General features: G+C 39.7%; 18 protein-coding genes. All 18 read left to right on the top strand.

Annotated features, from left to right (window positions below; all coding sequences use genetic code 11):
• The first annotated feature begins 28 nt into the window (after window positions 1-28).
• Window positions 29-985: a phosphotriesterase family protein gene (locus tag C8270_RS16515; RefSeq protein WP_106497891.1), complete on the top strand. Its 957-nt coding sequence runs from the start codon at window positions 29-31 to the stop codon at window positions 983-985.
• A 57-nt stretch (window positions 986-1,042) separates the two neighbouring features.
• Window positions 1,043-2,647: a long-chain-fatty-acid--CoA ligase gene (locus C8270_RS16510; RefSeq protein ID WP_442785811.1), complete on the top strand. Its 1,605-nt coding sequence runs from the start codon at window positions 1,043-1,045 to the stop codon at window positions 2,645-2,647.
• A gap of 85 nt (window positions 2,648-2,732) precedes the next feature.
• Complete coding sequence (locus tag C8270_RS16505) at window positions 2,733-4,388, top strand: AMP-binding protein (protein WP_234028581.1); 1,656 nt, start codon at window positions 2,733-2,735, stop codon at window positions 4,386-4,388.
• A gap of 52 nt (window positions 4,389-4,440) precedes the next feature.
• Window positions 4,441-6,003 (top strand): acyl-CoA carboxylase subunit beta, encoded by a 1,563-nt coding sequence (locus C8270_RS16500; protein WP_106497889.1) that lies wholly within the window; start codon window positions 4,441-4,443, stop codon window positions 6,001-6,003.
• A gap of 81 nt (window positions 6,004-6,084) precedes the next feature.
• Window positions 6,085-6,828, top strand: coding sequence for an SDR family NAD(P)-dependent oxidoreductase (locus tag C8270_RS16495; RefSeq protein ID WP_106497888.1), 744 nt, complete (start codon window positions 6,085-6,087; stop codon window positions 6,826-6,828).
• Between the two features lie 151 nt (window positions 6,829-6,979).
• The gene (locus tag C8270_RS16490) at window positions 6,980-7,843 is read left to right on the top strand and encodes a branched-chain amino acid ABC transporter permease (RefSeq protein WP_106497887.1); all 864 of its coding nucleotides are present in this window, start codon (window positions 6,980-6,982) and stop codon (window positions 7,841-7,843) included.
• Window positions 7,843-8,847, top strand: a complete 1,005-nt coding sequence (locus C8270_RS16485) for a branched-chain amino acid ABC transporter permease (RefSeq protein WP_106497886.1) — start codon at window positions 7,843-7,845, stop codon at window positions 8,845-8,847. Before C8270_RS16490 ends, C8270_RS16485 begins: the two co-directional genes overlap by 1 nt.
• Window positions 8,847-9,632, top strand: coding sequence for an ABC transporter ATP-binding protein (locus C8270_RS16480; RefSeq protein ID WP_106497885.1), 786 nt, complete (start codon window positions 8,847-8,849; stop codon window positions 9,630-9,632). The genes C8270_RS16485 and C8270_RS16480 overlap by 1 nt, the downstream gene beginning before the upstream one ends.
• Window positions 9,604-10,323: an ABC transporter ATP-binding protein gene (locus tag C8270_RS16475; protein WP_106497884.1), complete on the top strand. Its 720-nt coding sequence runs from the start codon at window positions 9,604-9,606 to the stop codon at window positions 10,321-10,323. The genes C8270_RS16480 and C8270_RS16475 overlap by 29 nt, the downstream gene beginning before the upstream one ends.
• A 96-nt stretch (window positions 10,324-10,419) precedes the next feature.
• Window positions 10,420-11,658, top strand: a complete 1,239-nt coding sequence (locus C8270_RS16470; protein WP_106497883.1) for an ABC transporter substrate-binding protein — start codon at window positions 10,420-10,422, stop codon at window positions 11,656-11,658.
• A gap of 204 nt (window positions 11,659-11,862) precedes the next feature.
• A complete protein-coding gene (locus C8270_RS16465) occupies window positions 11,863-13,038 on the top strand; it encodes an acyl-CoA dehydrogenase family protein (protein WP_106497882.1) in 1,176 nt (391 codons plus the stop codon).
• A 117-nt stretch (window positions 13,039-13,155) separates the two neighbouring features.
• Entirely contained in the window at window positions 13,156-13,920 is a 765-nt protein-coding gene (gene fabG / locus C8270_RS16460) for a 3-oxoacyl-ACP reductase FabG (RefSeq protein ID WP_106497881.1), read from the top strand.
• A gap of 28 nt (window positions 13,921-13,948) precedes the next feature.
• Window positions 13,949-14,398, top strand: coding sequence for a MaoC family dehydratase N-terminal domain-containing protein (locus C8270_RS16455; protein WP_106497880.1), 450 nt, complete (start codon window positions 13,949-13,951; stop codon window positions 14,396-14,398).
• The gene (locus tag C8270_RS16450; protein WP_106497879.1) at window positions 14,395-14,796 is read left to right on the top strand and encodes a MaoC/PaaZ C-terminal domain-containing protein; all 402 of its coding nucleotides are present in this window, start codon (window positions 14,395-14,397) and stop codon (window positions 14,794-14,796) included. The genes C8270_RS16455 and C8270_RS16450 overlap by 4 nt, the downstream gene beginning before the upstream one ends.
• A gap of 37 nt (window positions 14,797-14,833) precedes the next feature.
• Window positions 14,834-16,003 carry a thiolase family protein gene (locus tag C8270_RS16445; RefSeq protein WP_106497878.1) on the top strand — a complete coding sequence of 390 codons (1,170 nt, stop codon included), beginning with the start codon at window positions 14,834-14,836 and terminating at the stop codon, window positions 16,001-16,003.
• Between the two features lie 48 nt (window positions 16,004-16,051).
• Window positions 16,052-16,474, top strand: a complete 423-nt coding sequence (locus C8270_RS16440) for an acyl-CoA thioesterase (RefSeq protein WP_106497877.1) — start codon at window positions 16,052-16,054, stop codon at window positions 16,472-16,474.
• 58 nt (window positions 16,475-16,532) lie between these two features.
• Window positions 16,533-17,345, top strand: coding sequence for an enoyl-CoA hydratase/isomerase family protein (locus tag C8270_RS16435; RefSeq protein ID WP_106497876.1), 813 nt, complete (start codon window positions 16,533-16,535; stop codon window positions 17,343-17,345).
• 82 nt (window positions 17,346-17,427) lie between these two features.
• On the top strand, window positions 17,428-18,438 hold the full coding sequence (locus C8270_RS16430; RefSeq protein WP_106497875.1) for an NAD(P)H-dependent flavin oxidoreductase: 1,011 nt from the start codon (window positions 17,428-17,430) through the stop codon (window positions 18,436-18,438).
• The last annotated feature ends 6 nt before the right edge of the window (window positions 18,439-18,444 follow it).

Below are 18,444 nucleotides of genomic sequence, written 5' to 3'. Positions count from 1 at the left end.
TTTTCCAAAAATTAAAGGGGTTGAACGTATGGGAGAATGGATAGAGACGGTTACCGGTAAGATTCCAGTCGAGGATATGGGTAAAACATTGATCCATGAACATTTCCAATTTGGATATCCTGGTTATAGTGGTGATGTAACACTAGGTCCATATAACCGGGAAGAGGCAGTACGCGCTGGGGTTGAGGCAGCGAACGGTGTCATGAAATTTGGCGTTAAAACCGTTGTGGATCCGACACCAAATGAATGTGGACGGGATCCGCAAATATTAAAGGAAATCTCTGAGACAACCGGATTACAGATCATTTGCGCTACTGGCTACTATTACGAGGGTGAAGGTGCAACAACGTATTTTAAATTTCGTCACTCATTAGGCACGGCGGAAAAAGATATTTATGAAATGTTTATGACCGAAATAAACGATGGGATAGCTGGAACGGGAATTCGTCCAGGAATTATTAAACTAGCATCAAGCAAGGATGAAATTACTTCGTATGAGAAAATGTTTTTTGATGTTGCTGCAAAGGTGCATCGGGAGACCGGAATTATGATTCTCACCCATACACAGGAAGGAACAATGGGACCGGAACAAGCGAAAATGCTAATCGATTCCGGTGTTGATCCTAACAAAATTGTGATTGGTCATATGTGTGGAAACACGGATGTAGACTATCATAAGAAAACACTGCAAACCGGTGTGAAAATAGGCTTTGACCGATTTGGTATTCAGAAGTTAGTTGGAGCACCAATGGATGAAGAACGCATCGAAACATTAGTTAAACTTCTTGATGAAGGATATGAAAAGCAAATTATGCTCTCCCATGATTCAATTAATTATTGGTTGGGACGATACCCGGAAATGAGTGAGGAAGTAGCGTACCTCGTTAGAAATTGGCATCCTGTTCATGTATTTGAAAATATTGTTCCGGAGCTAAAACGTAAGGGCGTGTCAGAGGGCGTTATTGAGCAACTGTTTTCTCTTTAATGAGGGACTATTAAACAAATTATTGTAAGCGTTATCAATTGTATATAAGGAGGAATTTTGATGGAAAAAGTCTGGAAGAAACATTACCCGGAACATATACAGGCGGAACTGGAGATACCTAATAAAACACTGCCAGATATGTTAAAAGAAACAATTAATACTTATGGGGATAATAAGGCACTTTATTTTTATGGGAATGAAATGACGTATCAGAAGCTCGGTGAATTGGTCGATGGATTCACTGCCTCACTACAGGAAAACGGAGTAGTGAAAGGGGACCGAGTGGCCATTATGCTACCTAATTGTCCACAATACGTTATCAGCTATTATGGGGCATTACAGGCAGGTGGTATCGTAACACAGCTTAATCCGATGCTTGTCGGAAAAGAATTGGAGTACATTTTAGCAGATTCCGGTGCTGAAACCATTGTTGTTTATGAGCCATTGTTGCCTGCTTTAAATCAAGTCATGGACAAAACATCGATAAAAAATGTTATTAAAGTGAATCTAGAAGGTCGGGAAACGGAAGATAGCATGGCAACTGGATTTAATGAATTTTTAAAGAAGGCAAAGAAACCGCCGGAGCCTGTTGCAATTAACGCGATAGAAGATGTTGCCATTTTCCAATATACAGGCGGTACAACCGGTCGTTCTAAAGGTGCTATGCTTACTCATCGTAATTTGCTGGCAAATGTCATGCAATCATACGAGTATTTTCAAGATGGAATTGAACTTGGGAAAGAGCGTTTCCTTACTGTCATTCCGTTATTTCATGTATATGGAATGACATCGTGCATGAATCTGTCTATCTATACTGGATCAATGAGTATCATGCTGCCAAAGTTCGATATGGAGGAAGTGCTACAAACGATCAAAGATGTGCAACCAACATCGTTTCCAGGTGTTCCAACCATGTATATTGCCTTAATCAACCACCCGAAAGTGAACGAATATGGTGTTGATAGTATCAAAATTTGTAACAGTGGTAGTGCTCCAATGCCTGGGGAAATTTTGCGTACGTTTGAAGAGAATACCGGTGCTACGATACTAGAGGGGTATGGGCTGTCGGAAAGTTCGCCGACAACACATTGTAATCCACTTTTTGGCCCGAGAAAGCCTGGTAGTGTTGGAATTGGCTTTCCGTCTACTGACTATAAAATTGTTGACCTAGCTGATGGGACAAAAGAACTTCCCGCTGGAGAAACCGGCGAGGTAATTATTAAAGGGCCACAGGTGATGAAAGGTTACTGGAATATGCCAGAAGAAACAGAGCAAACGCTTCAGGACGGCTGGCTTTATACAGGGGATATCGCCTATATGGATGAAGACGGTTTTCTATTCATTGTTGATCGAAAAAAGGATCTAATTATTGCGAGTGGTTATAACGTCTATCCGAGAGATGTAGAAGAAATTATCTATGAACATCCTGCTGTCCAGGAAGCAGTCGTTGTTGGCATTCCAGATCCGTATCGTGGGGAAACGGTTAAAGCAGTTGTCGTGCTAAAAGAAGGTCAGCTTACGGATGAAAAGGAATTAATTGCTTATTGTCGAGAGAATATGGCGGCATATAAAGTTCCACGAATCGTTGAATTTAGAAAAGAACTACCAAAAACAAATGTCGGAAAAATATTACGACGAAAAATAAGAGAAGAATCTGTGTGATTTTCTGGGACATGGGGGACAGGTTGGCTGTCCCGCATCGCCCTGCTTTTAAACAGATACCAAGGTAAAGAAAGGGGAGGAAATAGTGAAATCAGTTTTAAAGAAAAGCTGGCCAAAAGCGGTGCCAAAGACGTTAAATTATCGTCAAGGTAAAAAACCATTACATGAGTATCTCATGCAAAATGCGATTGAGCGACCAGATCAAACGGCATACATTTATTATGGGAATCCGATTACATGGGAGGAATTAAATAACAAAACCAAGCAATTTGCTCAATTTCTTAAACATCAAGGTGTAACAAAAGGGAGTAGGGTTGCCTTGTTTATGCAAAATTGTCCGCAATATCTAATTGGACATTATGCAATTCAAATGCTTGGTGCAACGGTTGTTCCCCTAAATCCGATGTATAAAGAATCAGAGCTGGAATATTTCATTAATGAGGCTGAAATTCAGGCTGTCATCGCTGGTCAGGAATTGTATATACAAGTGGAGAATATAAAGGATAAGATCCCATCTCTTCAATTTATGGTGACAACTAATTATACTGATTTTCTTTCCGAGAAACAGACACTGCCTTTACCTGATGAGCTGAAAATTAAAAAGCAAAAAATAAAAGATACGTTTAATATGGTCGAAGTGATCGACAAGAGTGATCCTATTAAGGAAACGGCCCAAATTGACCTATGGGAAGATGTAGGATTGATGGTTTTTACATCTGGGACAACTGGACGATCAAAAGCAGCAATGTTGACTTTTGGAAATGCATTGTTCAAAACAGCCGCTTCTGCCCATGGCTATTTAGTTACGCAAGAGGATAAATCATTGGCAGCTGCTCCACTTTGCCATATTGCTGGTATGGTTATGGGGGTGAATATACCTGTTTATAGTGCTTCATCTTGTGTTTTATTAACACGTTTTGATCCTGAAGCGGCAATACAAGCGATTGAGAACTACAAGGTAAGCAAATTATACACTGTCGCCCCAATGAATAACGCAATATTGCATTACCCCGGGGTTGAAAATAGGGATTTAACATCATTGGAACTGAATTTTGCCACAAGTTTTGGTATGGCAGTTGATGAAAAACTGGCATCGGCATGGAAAAAACTCACGGATGGGTGCTTACTTTTTGAAGCATCGTATGGATTAAGTGAAACACATACGTGTGACACCATGATGCCAATAGATCAAATAAAATTTGGTACGTGTGGCATTGCTACATTCGATACAGAGTTACGTATTGTTGATATGGAAACGGGGAAAGATCTGCCCCCAGGAAAACAAGGCGAAATTGCTGTCAGAAATCCTGGTGTATTCAAAGGATATTTAAATCGCCCTGAAGCAACTGCCGAAACACTCCGGGATGGATGGGTTTTTACCGGTGATATTGGCACACTTGATGAAGATGGATATTTATCCTTTAACGGTCGTGTAAAAGAGATGATCAAATCGTCAGGATTCAGTGTGTTTCCGGAAGATGTTGAATCCTTACTGAGCGACCATGAAGCGATTTTACAAGTGGCCGTAATTGGTATTCCGGATAAAAAACGGGGTGAATGTGTTAAAGCATATATCGTTTTAAAACCAGAATATAAAAGTAAAGTTACAGCGAGTGAAATAATCACTTGGGCTAAAGAAAAAATGGCTGCCTATAAGTACCCACGTGAGGTAGAATTTCGCGACCACTTACCAGCAACATCCTCTGGTAAAGTACTTAGGAGGCTTTTAAAAGAATCGTAATGTAATAGACTTCTTAACATGCAATCAATACTTTTAGGTAAGGGAGAAATCTATGGAAAAGCTAAAAGAGGAAAATATGGAAGAGGCAATAGAAGACTTACAAAAAAGAAAAGCGAAGGCAAAACTAGGAGGTGGCAAAGAAAAAATTGAACGCCAGCACAGTCTGAGACATAGTACTGCAAGAGAGCGAATTGATATGCTTGTTGATCCAGATACCTTTCTCGAATTAGGCATGCTGGCCCATTCGGATCAAATTGGTATGGAAGAACAAAGTGCAGGTGATGGGGTCATAACGGGGCTAGCAAAAGTGAATGGCCGTCCAGTTGTTTTACAGGCAGCGGATAAAACAGTCTTTGCTGGTACGGAAGGAATGGTTTATTTTCGTAAGACACAAGCTGCCCATGAATTTGCGGTGAAGCGTGGTTTTCCATTGCTTAGTTTAATGGAAGGCGGAGGGCTCAGAATGCCTGATGGAATGGGATCAGATGGAATTAGTCAGATGCTTTTTCCAAATGAACTTTTATTACATCGCCGGGAAGTCCCTATGATTACAGCCATTTTAGGGGATAGTTTTGGGGGACCGACTTGGACAGCAGTTTCCTCCGATTTTGTCACACAGGTAAAAGGGACTTCCATGGCAGTAGCTGGTCCACGTATGTTAGAAGTCGCTACTGGCGAGAAAGTATCGAATGAAGAACTTGGTGGATGGGAAGTACATGCAGATTATACCGGACAGGTGGAACGTTTTACCGCTAGTGAAGAATCATCCATAAAGGAAATGAAACAGTTCTTAGACTATATGCCGCTTCATAGTGGAGAGGAACCACCATATAAAGAAACGATGGATGATCCATATCGAAAAATTGATGAGATGGTTAATATCGTACCAATAAGAAAAAAACGCGCTTATGATATGAAAAAGGTAATTAAATTAATTGTCGATGGTGGAGACTATTTTGAACTTAAATCATTATACGGCACGGCACTTATTACCGTTTTAGCAAGAATAAATGGAAGGGTAGTAGGTATTATTGCGAATCAACCGATGAAATTTGCAGGTGCTGCAGGAGCTAAAGAGTGTGAGAAAGCGACTGATTTCATTTGCCTATGTGATTCGTACAATATTCCACTCATCTTCTTACATGACATACCAGGTTTTCGTGTATCAAGTGAAGCGGAAAAATTAAAAATGCCAACCAAAATAATGATGTGGAATCAAGCGCTTGCCCAATCAACAGTTCCAAAGATTTCTATTGTCATACGAAAAAGTGTTGGTGCAGCGTACGGGAATATGTGTGGCCCAACGATGGGCGCAGATTTTGTTGTGGCATGGCCCACAGCTGAGATTAATTTTACGGGGCCTGAAGTCGGGATCAATGTTGTCTACGGACGTGAGATTCAAAAAGCAGAAAATGCGGAACAAAAACGTTTGGAATTACTAGAATCATGGGGTTTTGATAGTTCGCCTTATAAAGCTGCAGGGAAACATTTAATTGACGATATTATTGACCCTAGAGACACAAGAAAATTTCTCTCACAAACATTGGAATATGCCTGTGCCAAGAATGGTTCTAAAAGTGAACGGCGTCTTGCTAACTGGCCAACAGGGTTTTAATAGGCCCTGTTATCGTATTATTTATAACATACCATCCGTTCAGTATTTATAAAATGATGTAACAGCGGAAGGAAGGATTACATGCGCTTAAAAAACAAAATTGCCATTGTAACTGGTGGTGGCGGTGACATTGGAAGAACAACAGCTTTACGGTTTGCTGAGGAAGGCGCTCAGGTTATGGTATCGGATATTAGCGAAGAAGCTGGGCTTGAAACAGTTAACATCATCAGGGAAACAGGTGGTAAGTCAGAATTTATTTGCACAGATATGACCAATCCGAAAGATGTAGAAAATATGGTACAGGGGACGATTGATACATTTGGCCGCATTGATATCTTGTACAACAATGCAGGTGTGAATGCCGATGAGAAAAAAATTCCCGATGTTTCACTTGAAGAATGGCAAAAAGTTATTGATATCAATCTCACTGGTGTGTTTCTGGGAATGAAATATGCTATTCCTTGGATGGAGTCAGGCAGTTCGATTGTTAATACAGCCAGCATTGCCGGGATAAAAGGGCAAAAACTTGTTTCCGCATACTCAGCATCAAAAAGTAGTGTCATGGCACTTACCAAAACTGCTGCAACTGAGTTTGGCAGGAAAAATATCCGTGTTAATGCTGTTGCTCCAGGAATTATTGACACAAAAATGGTAGACGATTGGAAAAAGACAGATAAGTGGCCTATTTTGTCTACTGCAAATGTCTTGCGAAGAATTGGTAAATCAAAAGAAGTTGCTGACGCAGTTCTCTTTTTGGCGTCTGATGAAGCTTCTTTTATTACCGGAGAAACACTAGTGATTGACGGTGGGACACTTAATCTTTAGTAATGAAGAAGTTGTTAAGTTAATTGTTGAGGACGTAGATAAAATATATCTCTGTAATATGTGACAATGCAATACGCGGTAAAGTCCGTAGAGGGATTTAGACATCATGCGGTAATAGGCAACTTAATTAAAATGTTAGGGAGGGAAAACGATGGATTTGTTTTTCCAGCAACTGTTAAATGGTCTTTCTAATGGTAGCGTTTATAGTCTTGTGGCCTTAGGGTTGACAATGGTGTTTGGAATCCTACATGTTCCTAATTTTGCGCAAGGAGCGTTTTACATGATAGGGGCTTACGTCACGTTAACCGTTATGACAATGTTTGGGTTTAATTATTGGATTGCCATGCTTGTTTCCATGATGATGACCGGATTACTTGCCATACTTTCAGACCGGCTAATCTTTCACCCTTTACGAAATGCACCTCCACTTCATCAGATGATGGGAGCAATCGGAATTTTATTATTCTTGGTAGCATTAGCCCAAGTATTATGGGGACCTAATTACCAACAAATGACTAGTCCATATGGTGACGTTGTAAGTCTATTTGGTATAACCGTTACACAGCAAAGGCTAATTGTCATCATCGCAACGGTAATTATCATGATTGTGCTTCATATGTTTTTAACAAAGACAATGATTGGTTCAGCAATCATTGCTATGGCGCAAAATCGGGAAGGGGCATACTTGGTCGGAATTAATGCCAATGTTGTTGCAATGTTAACATTTGCTATTTCGGGCGTGTTGGCTGCAGCTGCTGCAAATCTAGCTTCGCCAATTAACTTAGTGTTTCCAGGGATGGGTGACCTTGTGATTATGAAAGCCTTTGTCATTATTATTATTGGTGGAATGGGGAGTATACCGGGAGCTATAATAGCTGGATATCTGTTAGGTATTATAGAAAGTTTCGGTGCAACGTATATTTCCGGTGATTATAAAGATGTAATAGCTTTTGCATTGCTTGTCATTATATTGACTGTGAAACCTACTGGGTTGTTTGCAAGGAGGGCTCACTAATGGCTGCATTACTAAACAAAAAATATGGCATCGTACTCCTTTTAGCCATTGCATTAATACTTCCATTTGTCGTGCAAAATCAATATGTCTTGCATGTTCTTGTATTGGTTTGTATTTGGTCAATAAGTGTATATGGTATCAACATTTTCACAGGTTATACAGGTAATTTATCACTTGCACATGTGGGATTTTTTGCAATTGGGGCCTACACGCTTGGATTATTGACGGTGAAGGCAGGTTGGAATTTTTGGCTTGCGCTAATTGCAGCATGCGTAGTCTCGATCATATTAGGTATATTAGTAGGATTAATCTCCCTTCGAACGAATGGGCATTATTTTGCGATATATACAATGTGTGTTGGTTATATTATCTATTTGGTGATCGATAAGTGGGACACTTTAACAGGCGGGGTTCGGGGATTAGTTGGCATTCCCAACCCATCACCAATCGGTCCAATTACATTTGATAGTCTATTATCACAGTATTATTTATTGCTGCTTTTCTTAATCCTTACCATTTTTGTTTCTAAGCGCATTGTTCAGTCACTGCTTGGACGTACATTTATCGCAATTCGTAATAGTGAAGAACTTGCGCTTACTATTGGAATAGCAACGAAAAGATACCAACTTTTGTCATTTGTAATCTCTTGTTTCTTTGCTGGATTATCAGGCGCTTTATATGCATCGTTTGTTCAGTTTATTGGTCCAGATATTGCTGCTATTTTCCTTGGATTCGAGATGTTAATCTACCTAATTATCGGTGGAATTGGAACATTAAGTGGGCCGATTATTGGGACGTTAATCATTGTGTCGCTAACACAGTCTCTTCAGTTCTTACAGGAATATCGAATGGTTTTCTTCGGACCAGTATTACTCTTAATTGTTATCTTTTACCCACAAGGTATTGCTGGTTTAGGAAACAACCTTCTTAACAAATTAAAATGTAAACGAAGAAATCTTAAGGAACGACAAAAGAAAAGATCGAAAGTTGAGGAGGTAAGCTAATGGTTTTAAAAGCAGAAAAAGTAACAAAGGCGTTTGGTGGATTAATGGCGGTAAATGGTGTCGACCTTGATGTGAAGGAAGGGCATATTCAAGCGGTTATTGGTCCTAACGGTGCAGGTAAATCAACATTTTTTAATCTAATTAGCGGCTTTCACCCCCCAACATCTGGAAAAATAACCTTTAAGGGAAAAGATATTACAAAGGCTGCGCCAAATGAAATCGCAAAACTAGGAATAGCAAGAACGTTTCAAACGACACACTTGTTTGAAGGGGCAACGGTTCTAGATAATGTGATTATTGGCAATCGCCTAAGAACAAAGTCTGGATTGTGGGATGCCATATTCAGAACAGCACGCGAAAAAAGGGAAGAACAGGAAAGTTTGGAGAAAGCATATGAAGCGCTGGAATTTGTGGGCTTAACGCATGTAGCAGAAGAAATGATTGGAAGCATTACACAAGAACAGAAAAAACGGGTAGCTTTCGCATTAGCACTGGCAACGAATCCTGATTTAGTACTTTTGGATGAGCCAGCCGCAGGTGTTAATCCAGATGAAACGGATGGTCTAGCGGAACTAATAAATAAAATGGCAGAGAGTGGATTAACTGTATGTCTTATTGAACATAAGATGTCGATGATTATGTCAATTGCAGATCGAATCATGGTATTAAACCAGGGAGAAAGAATTGCTGAAGGAACACCCGATGAAATAAAAAACGATCCAATTGTAATTGAAGCCTATTTGGGGAGTGGCGAAAATGAGTCAGATCAAATTAAAAGTATCTGAATTAAATGTTAATTATGGCGAGTTTACTGCTTTGAAGGGAATTAATATGGATGTAAGCCATGGGGAGCTTGTTGTTTTGTTAGGAGCAAATGGTGCAGGGAAAAGTACAATTTTTCGGGCAATCAGTGGGCTGAATAAACCCAAGCATGGAGAAATCCGTTTTCTTGATAAAAAAGTAAATGGATTATCCGCTAACAAATTAGTAAAACTTGGCATTGTGCAATGTGCGGAAGGAAGAAAACTTTTTCCAGAAATGTCAGTACGCGAAAATCTGAAAATGGGTGGGTTTGTACGTCGGAAAAACAAGAAGGAAATTACAAAATCGATGGAACATGTTTATGATTTGTTTCCGATTTTAAAAGATAAGATGGATAATCCAGCTGGTTCATTGAGTGGTGGTCAGCAGCAAATGTTGGCAATTGGTAGAGCATTAATGGCGAATCCAAAATTACTTTTACTTGATGAACCCTCATTAGGTCTGGCGCCATTGATCGTTAATCAGATGTTTGAGATCATCCAAAAAATTAATAAAGAGGGTACAACAGTGCTACTGGCTGAACAAAACGCAAGTGCAGCTTTAAAAATCGCGGATAGAGGCTACGTAATAGAAAATGGGCAAATTGTCGTCAAGGGCAGTAGTGATGAACTATTTAATAATGAAGAAATTCGTAAGGCTTATATTGGTGCTTAATTGGATTGTGCCTTTTAGGAGGTGTTGAACAGGACAGTTACCAGAGTTTAGAGCTTTAAAAATTCGGTTTGGTCATCAAAAAAGGGAGGTTCCAAAATGAAGGTAGTGAAAAGGTTTTTTCTGCTTGGAATACTGGTATTGTTGGCTTTTGGATTAACGGCTTGTTTGAACGTTTCAGACGAGGGCTCAACAGATGGGGGAGGAGAGGACGAAAACACGGCCGAGGCAAAAACAGAAACCCCAGAGATAAATGAAGGGGAGGAGATTGTCAAAATCGGTTATAGTGGACCATTAAGTGGACCAGGTGCTCAATATGGATTAAATATTTTAAATGGGATTGAAATGGCCGCTGATGAAATAAATGAAACTGGCTTTGAGGTGGATGGAACAACATACAAACTTGAAATTGTTGCGCTGGATGATAAATACTTACCAAATGAGACCGGAGTAAATGTCAAACGGATGGTTTCAGAAGATGAACCCGTCGCTATATATCTTACACACAGTGGAGGTGTTTTCGCAACACAGGAATTTAACGAGCAAGATAATTTTATTATTATGGCCTATACGAGTGAGCCAAGGATGTATGAACAAGGGAATGAGTTAATGATAGGGATTCCCCCACAATATAGTGTCTGGCCTGAGACTTTTAGCAAATATATGATAGAACATTTTGGTAATAAAATGGCATTACTTCCGACTAACTCGCAATACGGTAAGGATTGGTCTGAAGCGATTGTGCCTGTTTGGGAAGAAATGGGTGGGGAAATTGTTCATGAAAGCGACATTGATTTCGCTAAAGAAACGGATTATTTCACCATTATGACGAATGCACTAAATGAAGACCCGGATGTACTCTTTGTTGGTGGCCCTTCTGAACCGACTGCTCTAGTTATTAAACAGGCCAAGGAATTAGGATTTGAAGGTGGTTTTATGGTCATGGATCAGGCGAAAATGGAAGAAATGTCAGGGTTTTTAGATGGCTATGAATTGCTTAACGGCTCAATCGGATCTCTTCCTATAGAGGAGGAAAACTCAGAGGCAAGTAATGCATTTGTAGAGAAATATAAAAGTACGTATGATACACAATTTGCGACATCCGAGTCTGCTTTAAATTACCAAAGTTTATATTTGCTTGTAGAAGCAATGAAGGCTGCGGGTTCTGTAGATGATCGTCAAGCAATTATGGATGCTGTTAATGAAGGAATTAAGAATTTTCCAGATGAAAATATGATACTTCCTTTTAAAGAAATAACGGAAGAAGGTAGTATACAGTGGAAATCTGAGGCTGGTGCGGTAGAGGATGGAGAAGTTATCTCAATTCCACTGGATTAGCAAAATTGATCCAAAATAAAAATTATAAATTATAATCAAAATTTTGTAACGGGGAAAACAGGAAAAATGTAAAGTTATGTTGAATTATATATATAGTAGTAATAGGAAAAACTACCTTTACTCGTTTTCCCCTCTTTTTCCTAAACATACTTACCAGTTAGTATGAATACGATAAAACAAAGAATAGAAATGGAGTGACGAAAAATGGACTTACGCCTAACCGACGAACAAAAAATGGTGCAACAAACAATCAGAAAATTTGTGGAAAAGGAATTAAAGCCACTTGAAAATGAGGTACTTAGAAACGAGCGGGAAGGTAAACCAAGCTTGTCCCAGGAAAAAATGAAAGAGCTTCAGTTAAAAGCAAAAGAGGCTGGCTTTTGGGGGATTAATACACCGGGTGAATATGGAGGAGCAGATATCGGTCAAATGATGCTGGCGATCGTATTAATGGAGGTTTCCAAGACGTTTGTTCCGTTTGAATTCGGTGGCTCAGCAGATAATATCCTTTATTATGGAAACGATGAACAGAAAGAGAAATATTTGATACCTACGATTAATGGGGATAAAAAATCCTGTTTCGCGATGACGGAGCCTGGTGCAGGTTCAGATACAAGAAATATCAAAACAACTGCGGTGAAGGATGGTAATGAATGGATTATTAACGGGGAAAAAACTTTTATCACAGGTGGAAATGAAGCCGATTTCGTAATGGTTATTGCGATAACTGACAAAGAAAGCCATCAAAAGACTGGTAGAGATGGTGTAACTTGTTTTATTGTCGATCGAGATATGGGATGGAAATCAGAATACATTCATACAATGGGAGAATGGGGACCAGCTGGTTTAGTTTTTGATAATGTGCGAGTACCAGAAGAAAATATATTGGGAGAGGTACATGGAGGTTATCAGCTTGGTTTAGAATGGATTGGTTTTGCTAGATGGGTTGTTGGAGCACGGGCAGTAGGGTCCGCTGAACGTCTATTACAAATGGCGATCGATTATTCGCAAGAACGTGAAACATTTGGTAAGCCAATTGCTGATCGACAAGCAATACAGTGGCAAATTGCTGACTCAGCAGTTGAAATTGAAGCTGCAAAATGGCTTGTCCTAAATGCTGCATTTACCCTTGATCAAGGAGAAGATAACCGTCATCTCGCATCAATGGCCAAATTATATGGTTCAAATATGGGAAATAGAGTAGTAGATCGCGTTATGCAGATTCACGGTGGAATGGGGTATACAAGAGAATTACCAATTGAACGTTGGTATCGTGAAGCAAGGTTATGGCGGATTTACGATGGTACGGATGAAATTCAACGCTTGATTATTTCTAGGAATCTATTAAAAGGAAATGTCAAAGTAGGCCAATATATCTAAGAAACAAAAATGTGGGGCCCAGCTAGCGATCAATAGATTAGCTGTGGCCTGCACTGCTATGAAAATAAATATTTCTAACTCTTATATTTTGAAAATTTGGAAACAGGAGGAATTTACATGTCAGATCAATTTGCAAATAGAGTAGCTTTTGTTACAGGTGGTAGTCGTGGAATTGGAAAAGGAGTTGCCAAACGGTTTGCCGAAGAAGGGGCCAAAGTAGCGATTATTGATATCAATGAAGAAGCGTTAAGCGAGACGGAGAAGGAATTTAAGGAGCAAGGGTTTGCAGTGTTTACGAAAACAGCAAATGTTGTCAATGCAGATGAAGTGGAAGACGCCATGAAAGAAGTTGTAGCAACGTTTGGGTCCCTTGATATTTTGGTCAATAATGCGGGAGTCATCCGTGATAATCTACTTTTTAAAATGACAGATAGTGATTGGCAGCAAGTGATGGACGTTCATTTGAAGGGATCGTTCAATGCCGCCCGTGCAGCTCAAAAATATATGGTTGATAATAAATATGGACGTATCATCAATACATCATCAACATCCGCACTAGGGAACCGCGGACAAGCAAATTATGCGACAGCAAAAGCAGGTTTGCAAGGTTTAACCAAAACATTAGCTATTGAATTAGGAAAATTTGGGATTACGGTAAATGCTGTCGCCCCAGGTTTTATTGAGACGGAAATGACAAAAGAAACTGCCGAACGGATCGGGGTTCCTTTTGAAAAACTGGTGGAAGCAAGTGTTAGTACTATTCCTGTTGGCCGAAGCGGAAAACCTGCGGATATCGCAAATGCTGTTGCCTTTTTTGCGGACGAGAGATCATCATTTGTCAATGGACAGGTAATTTACGTTGCAGGTGGACCAAAAGATTAGTCTAAATTGCATAGGGAGTTGAGTTTATATGTTTAAAGAAGCGATAGGAAAACGTTCCGATAAAGTTAAAAACGTCGTGGAAAGAGGGATGGTAAGAAAATTTGCGGAAGCCATTGGTGATTTCCACCCTATCTTTGTCGATGAAGCGTTTGGAAAAAACTCAAGGTATGGACAAAATATTGCACCACCAACATTTCCTCGGGTCTTCGAATATGGGGAGATTGATAGCTTATTCCTACCAAATAAAGGATTGATCCATGGAGAGCAAACCTACCAATATGAAAGACCGTTGCTAGTAGGTGAAGTCGTATACTGTTACACGGAAGTAGCGGATTATTATGAAAAAAGTGGTGGCAATGGTTTAATGGGATTTATTATTTTAAAAAGATATGGTGAGGACACAGAGGGAAAAAACATCTTTACAGAGGAACAGGTTGTTATTATTACAGAAGCTGTGAGAAAGGAACTGGTCCGATGAAACATTTCGTAGCATTACAAACAGGAGATTCAATGGAAGAAGTAACACTTGAACCAGTAACAAGACTTGATTTGATTAAATATGCCGGTGCTTCCGGAGATTACAACCCGATTCATACGATTGATGAAGAAGCAACAAAAGCAGGATTGCCCGGTATTATTGCTCATGGAATGTGGACGATGGGAAACTTGGCAAAACTGTTCACCCCTTATTATGAAGAAGGCTTTATTCAAGAGTATAAAATAAGGTTTTCAGGTATGGTTTTTTTGAACGATATCATTACATTGAAAGCGGTTGTAGAGGATGTTAACGAACATTCACTTGATTTAAAAGTAGCAGCTGTCAATCAGGCTGGAAAAAACGTAATAAAAGGAACTGTAACATTTAAAACGTATTAAGAATCCGATTTGACGGTGAAATGAGGAGTGTATGGAGATGAAAAGGGATGCTGTTATTGTTTCTGCTGTTCGAACACCTATCGGAAGGCAAGGTAGTGCATTAGCAACAATTCCTGCGCACGTTTTTGGAGCTGAGGTTATCAAGGAGGCGATAAAACGTGCGGGGGTCGATCCACAGGTAATTGATGATGTTATTTTAGGAAATGTGTTAAGCGGCGGGGGAAATATTGCTAGATTAACAGCTTTACAAACAGGTTTATCGACAGATTTGCCAGGTCTTACAATTGATCGCCAATGTGGTTCCGGAATTAATGCTGTTAATCTGGCTGCACAAGCAATTAATGCTGGAAATGGGGATGTTTATGTCGCTGGTGGGACAGAAAGCATGAGTCGTGCACCATATTTACTAGAACGTGCCGAGAAAGCGTATAGTCCCTCACCGCCGAAGTTTCGAAAATCACCGCTATCTCCTGAAGAAATCGGTGATCCTCCAATGGGCATCACAGCGGAGAATTTAGTTGAAAAGTATAAAATTGGCAGAGAAGAACAAGACGAATTTGCATTACGTAGCCAACAACGAATGGCTAAAGCAATGGAAGAAGGTCGTTTTGATGAACAGATTGTGCCAATTACTGTTCCTGTACGAAAAGGGGAACCAATTTTATTTGAAAAGGATGAACATCCGCGTCCAGGAACGACAAAAGAAGGATTAGCAAAGTTACGGCCGGCATTCCTTCAGGGCGGTACTGTAACAGCCGGAAATAGTTCTGGTTTAAATGATGCTGCATCTGCCCTTGTCATCACGTCGAGAGAAAAGGCAGAAGAATTAGGTGTTACACCATTAGCCGTTGTTCGTGGATCAGCTGTAGCAGGAGTTGACCCGAATATCATGGGGATTGGCCCTGTTCCTGCTACGAAGAAAGTTATGGAAAAGACGGGACTCAGCTTGCATGATATGGATATTATTGAAATTAATGAGGCTTTTGCTGCCCAAGTCCTCGCTTGTAATCGTGACCTTGAAATGGATCCGGAAAAGGTTAATGTGAATGGTGGAGCCATTTCGCACGGCCATCCATTAGGTGCTACTGGTGCAATTCTTGTAACGAAAGCTGCGTATGAATTAAAACGGTCTAACGGACGCTTTGCACTTGTTACAGCTTGCATTGGCGGAGGTCAAGGGATTGCGACTATCATTGAACGAACGTAACGTTATCCTGAAATTTTAATGAATGGTGTTTGATTGGAGGGAAATAAGATGACAGCATCGCACGAAGTTGACGTATATGTTCGGTTTAGTGAGACAGATGCAGCTGGACATGTAAATAATACGAGCCATTTTTTGTATCTTGAGGAAGCACGTACAAAGTTCTTTAAAGTGGTTGGCATTGGAGAAAAACCAACGCATTCGTATTTGAATTTTATTTTAGCCTCGACTACATGTGATTATGTGGCACAGGCATTTGCTGGCCAAACGTTAAAAATTGCCACATATGTTGCGGAGATAGGTACGAAAAGTTTTTGTCTAAACCAGGTCATCACAAATGCTGATTCAGATGCAGTTGTAGCGGAAGCATCTGCAACGCTTGTTTGTTTTAACTATGTAGAGCAAAAAACAGAGCCGATTCCGCTTTCCTTACGAGAGAATTTAGAAACGAACAAGGCTAACCATGCTATCTAATTAGAAAGAAAATTTGTATAATATTATTTTATATTGTATATTGAGAGGAGTATGAATGATGGGACAAACAGAAAATAAGCACTTATTAACGAGGGTTAATGAGGGTGTGATGCATTTATCTTTAAATCGACCGGATAGTTTAAATGCTTTTAGTCCAGAAATGATTACTGGGTTAAAGGAAGCAATAAAACAAGCGAAGGATGATAGTACAATTCGCGTTCTTACCATTTCTGGTGCGGGTCGATCATTCAGTGCTGGCGGAGACGTTAAGACAATGGGTGAAAGTGGTGCATTGGAAACTTTCGAACATATTGGTGAATTAAATGAGTTAATTCGTGCGATGAGAGATTTAGAAAAACCAATCATTGCTGCTGTACATGGGTTTGCTGCAGGTGCAGGATTTAATCTTGCTTTAGCAAGTGATATGATTCTGGCGGCAGAAGGAAGTAAATTTGTTTTAAGCTTTTCCAAGGTAGGTTTGATTTCTGATGGGGGAGGGTTATATTTTCTGCCAAGATTAATCGGTCCTTACCGTGCGAAGGAGTTATTATTCAATGCAGAGCCAATTACTGTTGACGAAGCTCACTCTTTAGGCATTGTCAATCATGTCTATCCATTAAATGAGTTTGAGCAAGAGGTAAGTAAATTCGCTGCTAAAATTGCGGCAGGTCCTGCTACAGCTTATGGATTTATTAAAAAGATTGCCGATCGGTCGCTTACTTCAAGTTTAGATGAAATTCTAGAACAAGAACGTATCACCCAAGCAACAGTTGTTTCAACAGATGATCATAAAGAAGGGGTTCAAGCATTTAAAGAGAAGCGAGAACCAAATTTTAAAATAGCGAATGAAAAAGCTTTAAGTCAGAAGTAAGTGTAAGTTTTAGATTTATTGTTGTGGGGAGATATCGATATTAAGATCTCCCCTGATTTATGATGTAAAAGGAGCTTGAAATATGCCAAATGAAGCAGTAAAGCAAATAAAACAATCGATGAAATTGCCCGTAATTGCGGCGCCAATGTTCTTGGTGTCTAATCCGGAAATGGTTATTAATTCTTGTGCATCTGGAATTATCGGTTCATTTCCTGCGCTAAATGCAAGAACAGGTGATATTTTAGAAGAATGGATGCAACAAATCAATACAGAATTGGAGGAAATGAAGAGCAAACATCCTGATAGAAAAATTGCACCATGGGCGATCAACTATATCACGCACCACTCCAATAAAAGATATGAGGAAGATCTTAACTTGATCGAAAAATATCAGCCACCAATTGTGATTACGTCACTAGGAGATCCAAGTGCGGTTGTAAAAATTGTCCATGAGTATGGTGGTCTTGTATTTTCGGATGTTATCAACGTAAAGTTTGCTAAAAAAGCGATTGAAAAGGGTACAGACGGGTTAATACTAGTCGCCAGTGGTGCAGGTGGTCATGGTGGCGTTTTGAATCCGATTGCTTTTCTTCATGAAGTGAAAGAATTCTGGGATGGTCCAATCATTTTAGCAGGCGGGATGTCAAAAGGAGAAGATATACTAGCTGCAGAGGTGCTTGGTGCAGATTTCGTCTATATGGGTTCAAGATTTATCCCATCTGTAGAAAGTTCAGCTGCTAGTGAATACAAAGATATGGTTGTTGATTCAACTGTTGAGGATATTATTTATACGGATGCATTTAGTGGCGTCAATGCTAATTACCTTATTCCAAGTATACGAAAGGCTGGATTAGATCCTAATAATCTTGCGAAAAAGGAAGAAATTAATTTTAATAAATTAATCGACCCGAATGTAAAGGCCTGGAAAGATGTTTGGGGTGCAGGACAAGGTGTTGGATCCATCACGAACATTCAATCTATTGCCGAAATTGTTGAAGAACTTCAGATTTCTTATAAAGAAGCGAGAGCTACAATCGTAAAAGAGGATCGAAAACTCATTTTACAGAATGACAGTATGAAAAGTAGGATGTGATCATAG

It is taken from the genome of Lentibacillus sp. Marseille-P4043 (genome assembly GCF_900258515.1).
GTDB lineage: Bacteria > Bacillota > Bacilli > Bacillales > Amphibacillaceae > Lentibacillus_C.
Note: the sequence above shows the minus strand (reverse complement) of the source record. Positions and strands in the feature narration are given on the sequence as shown.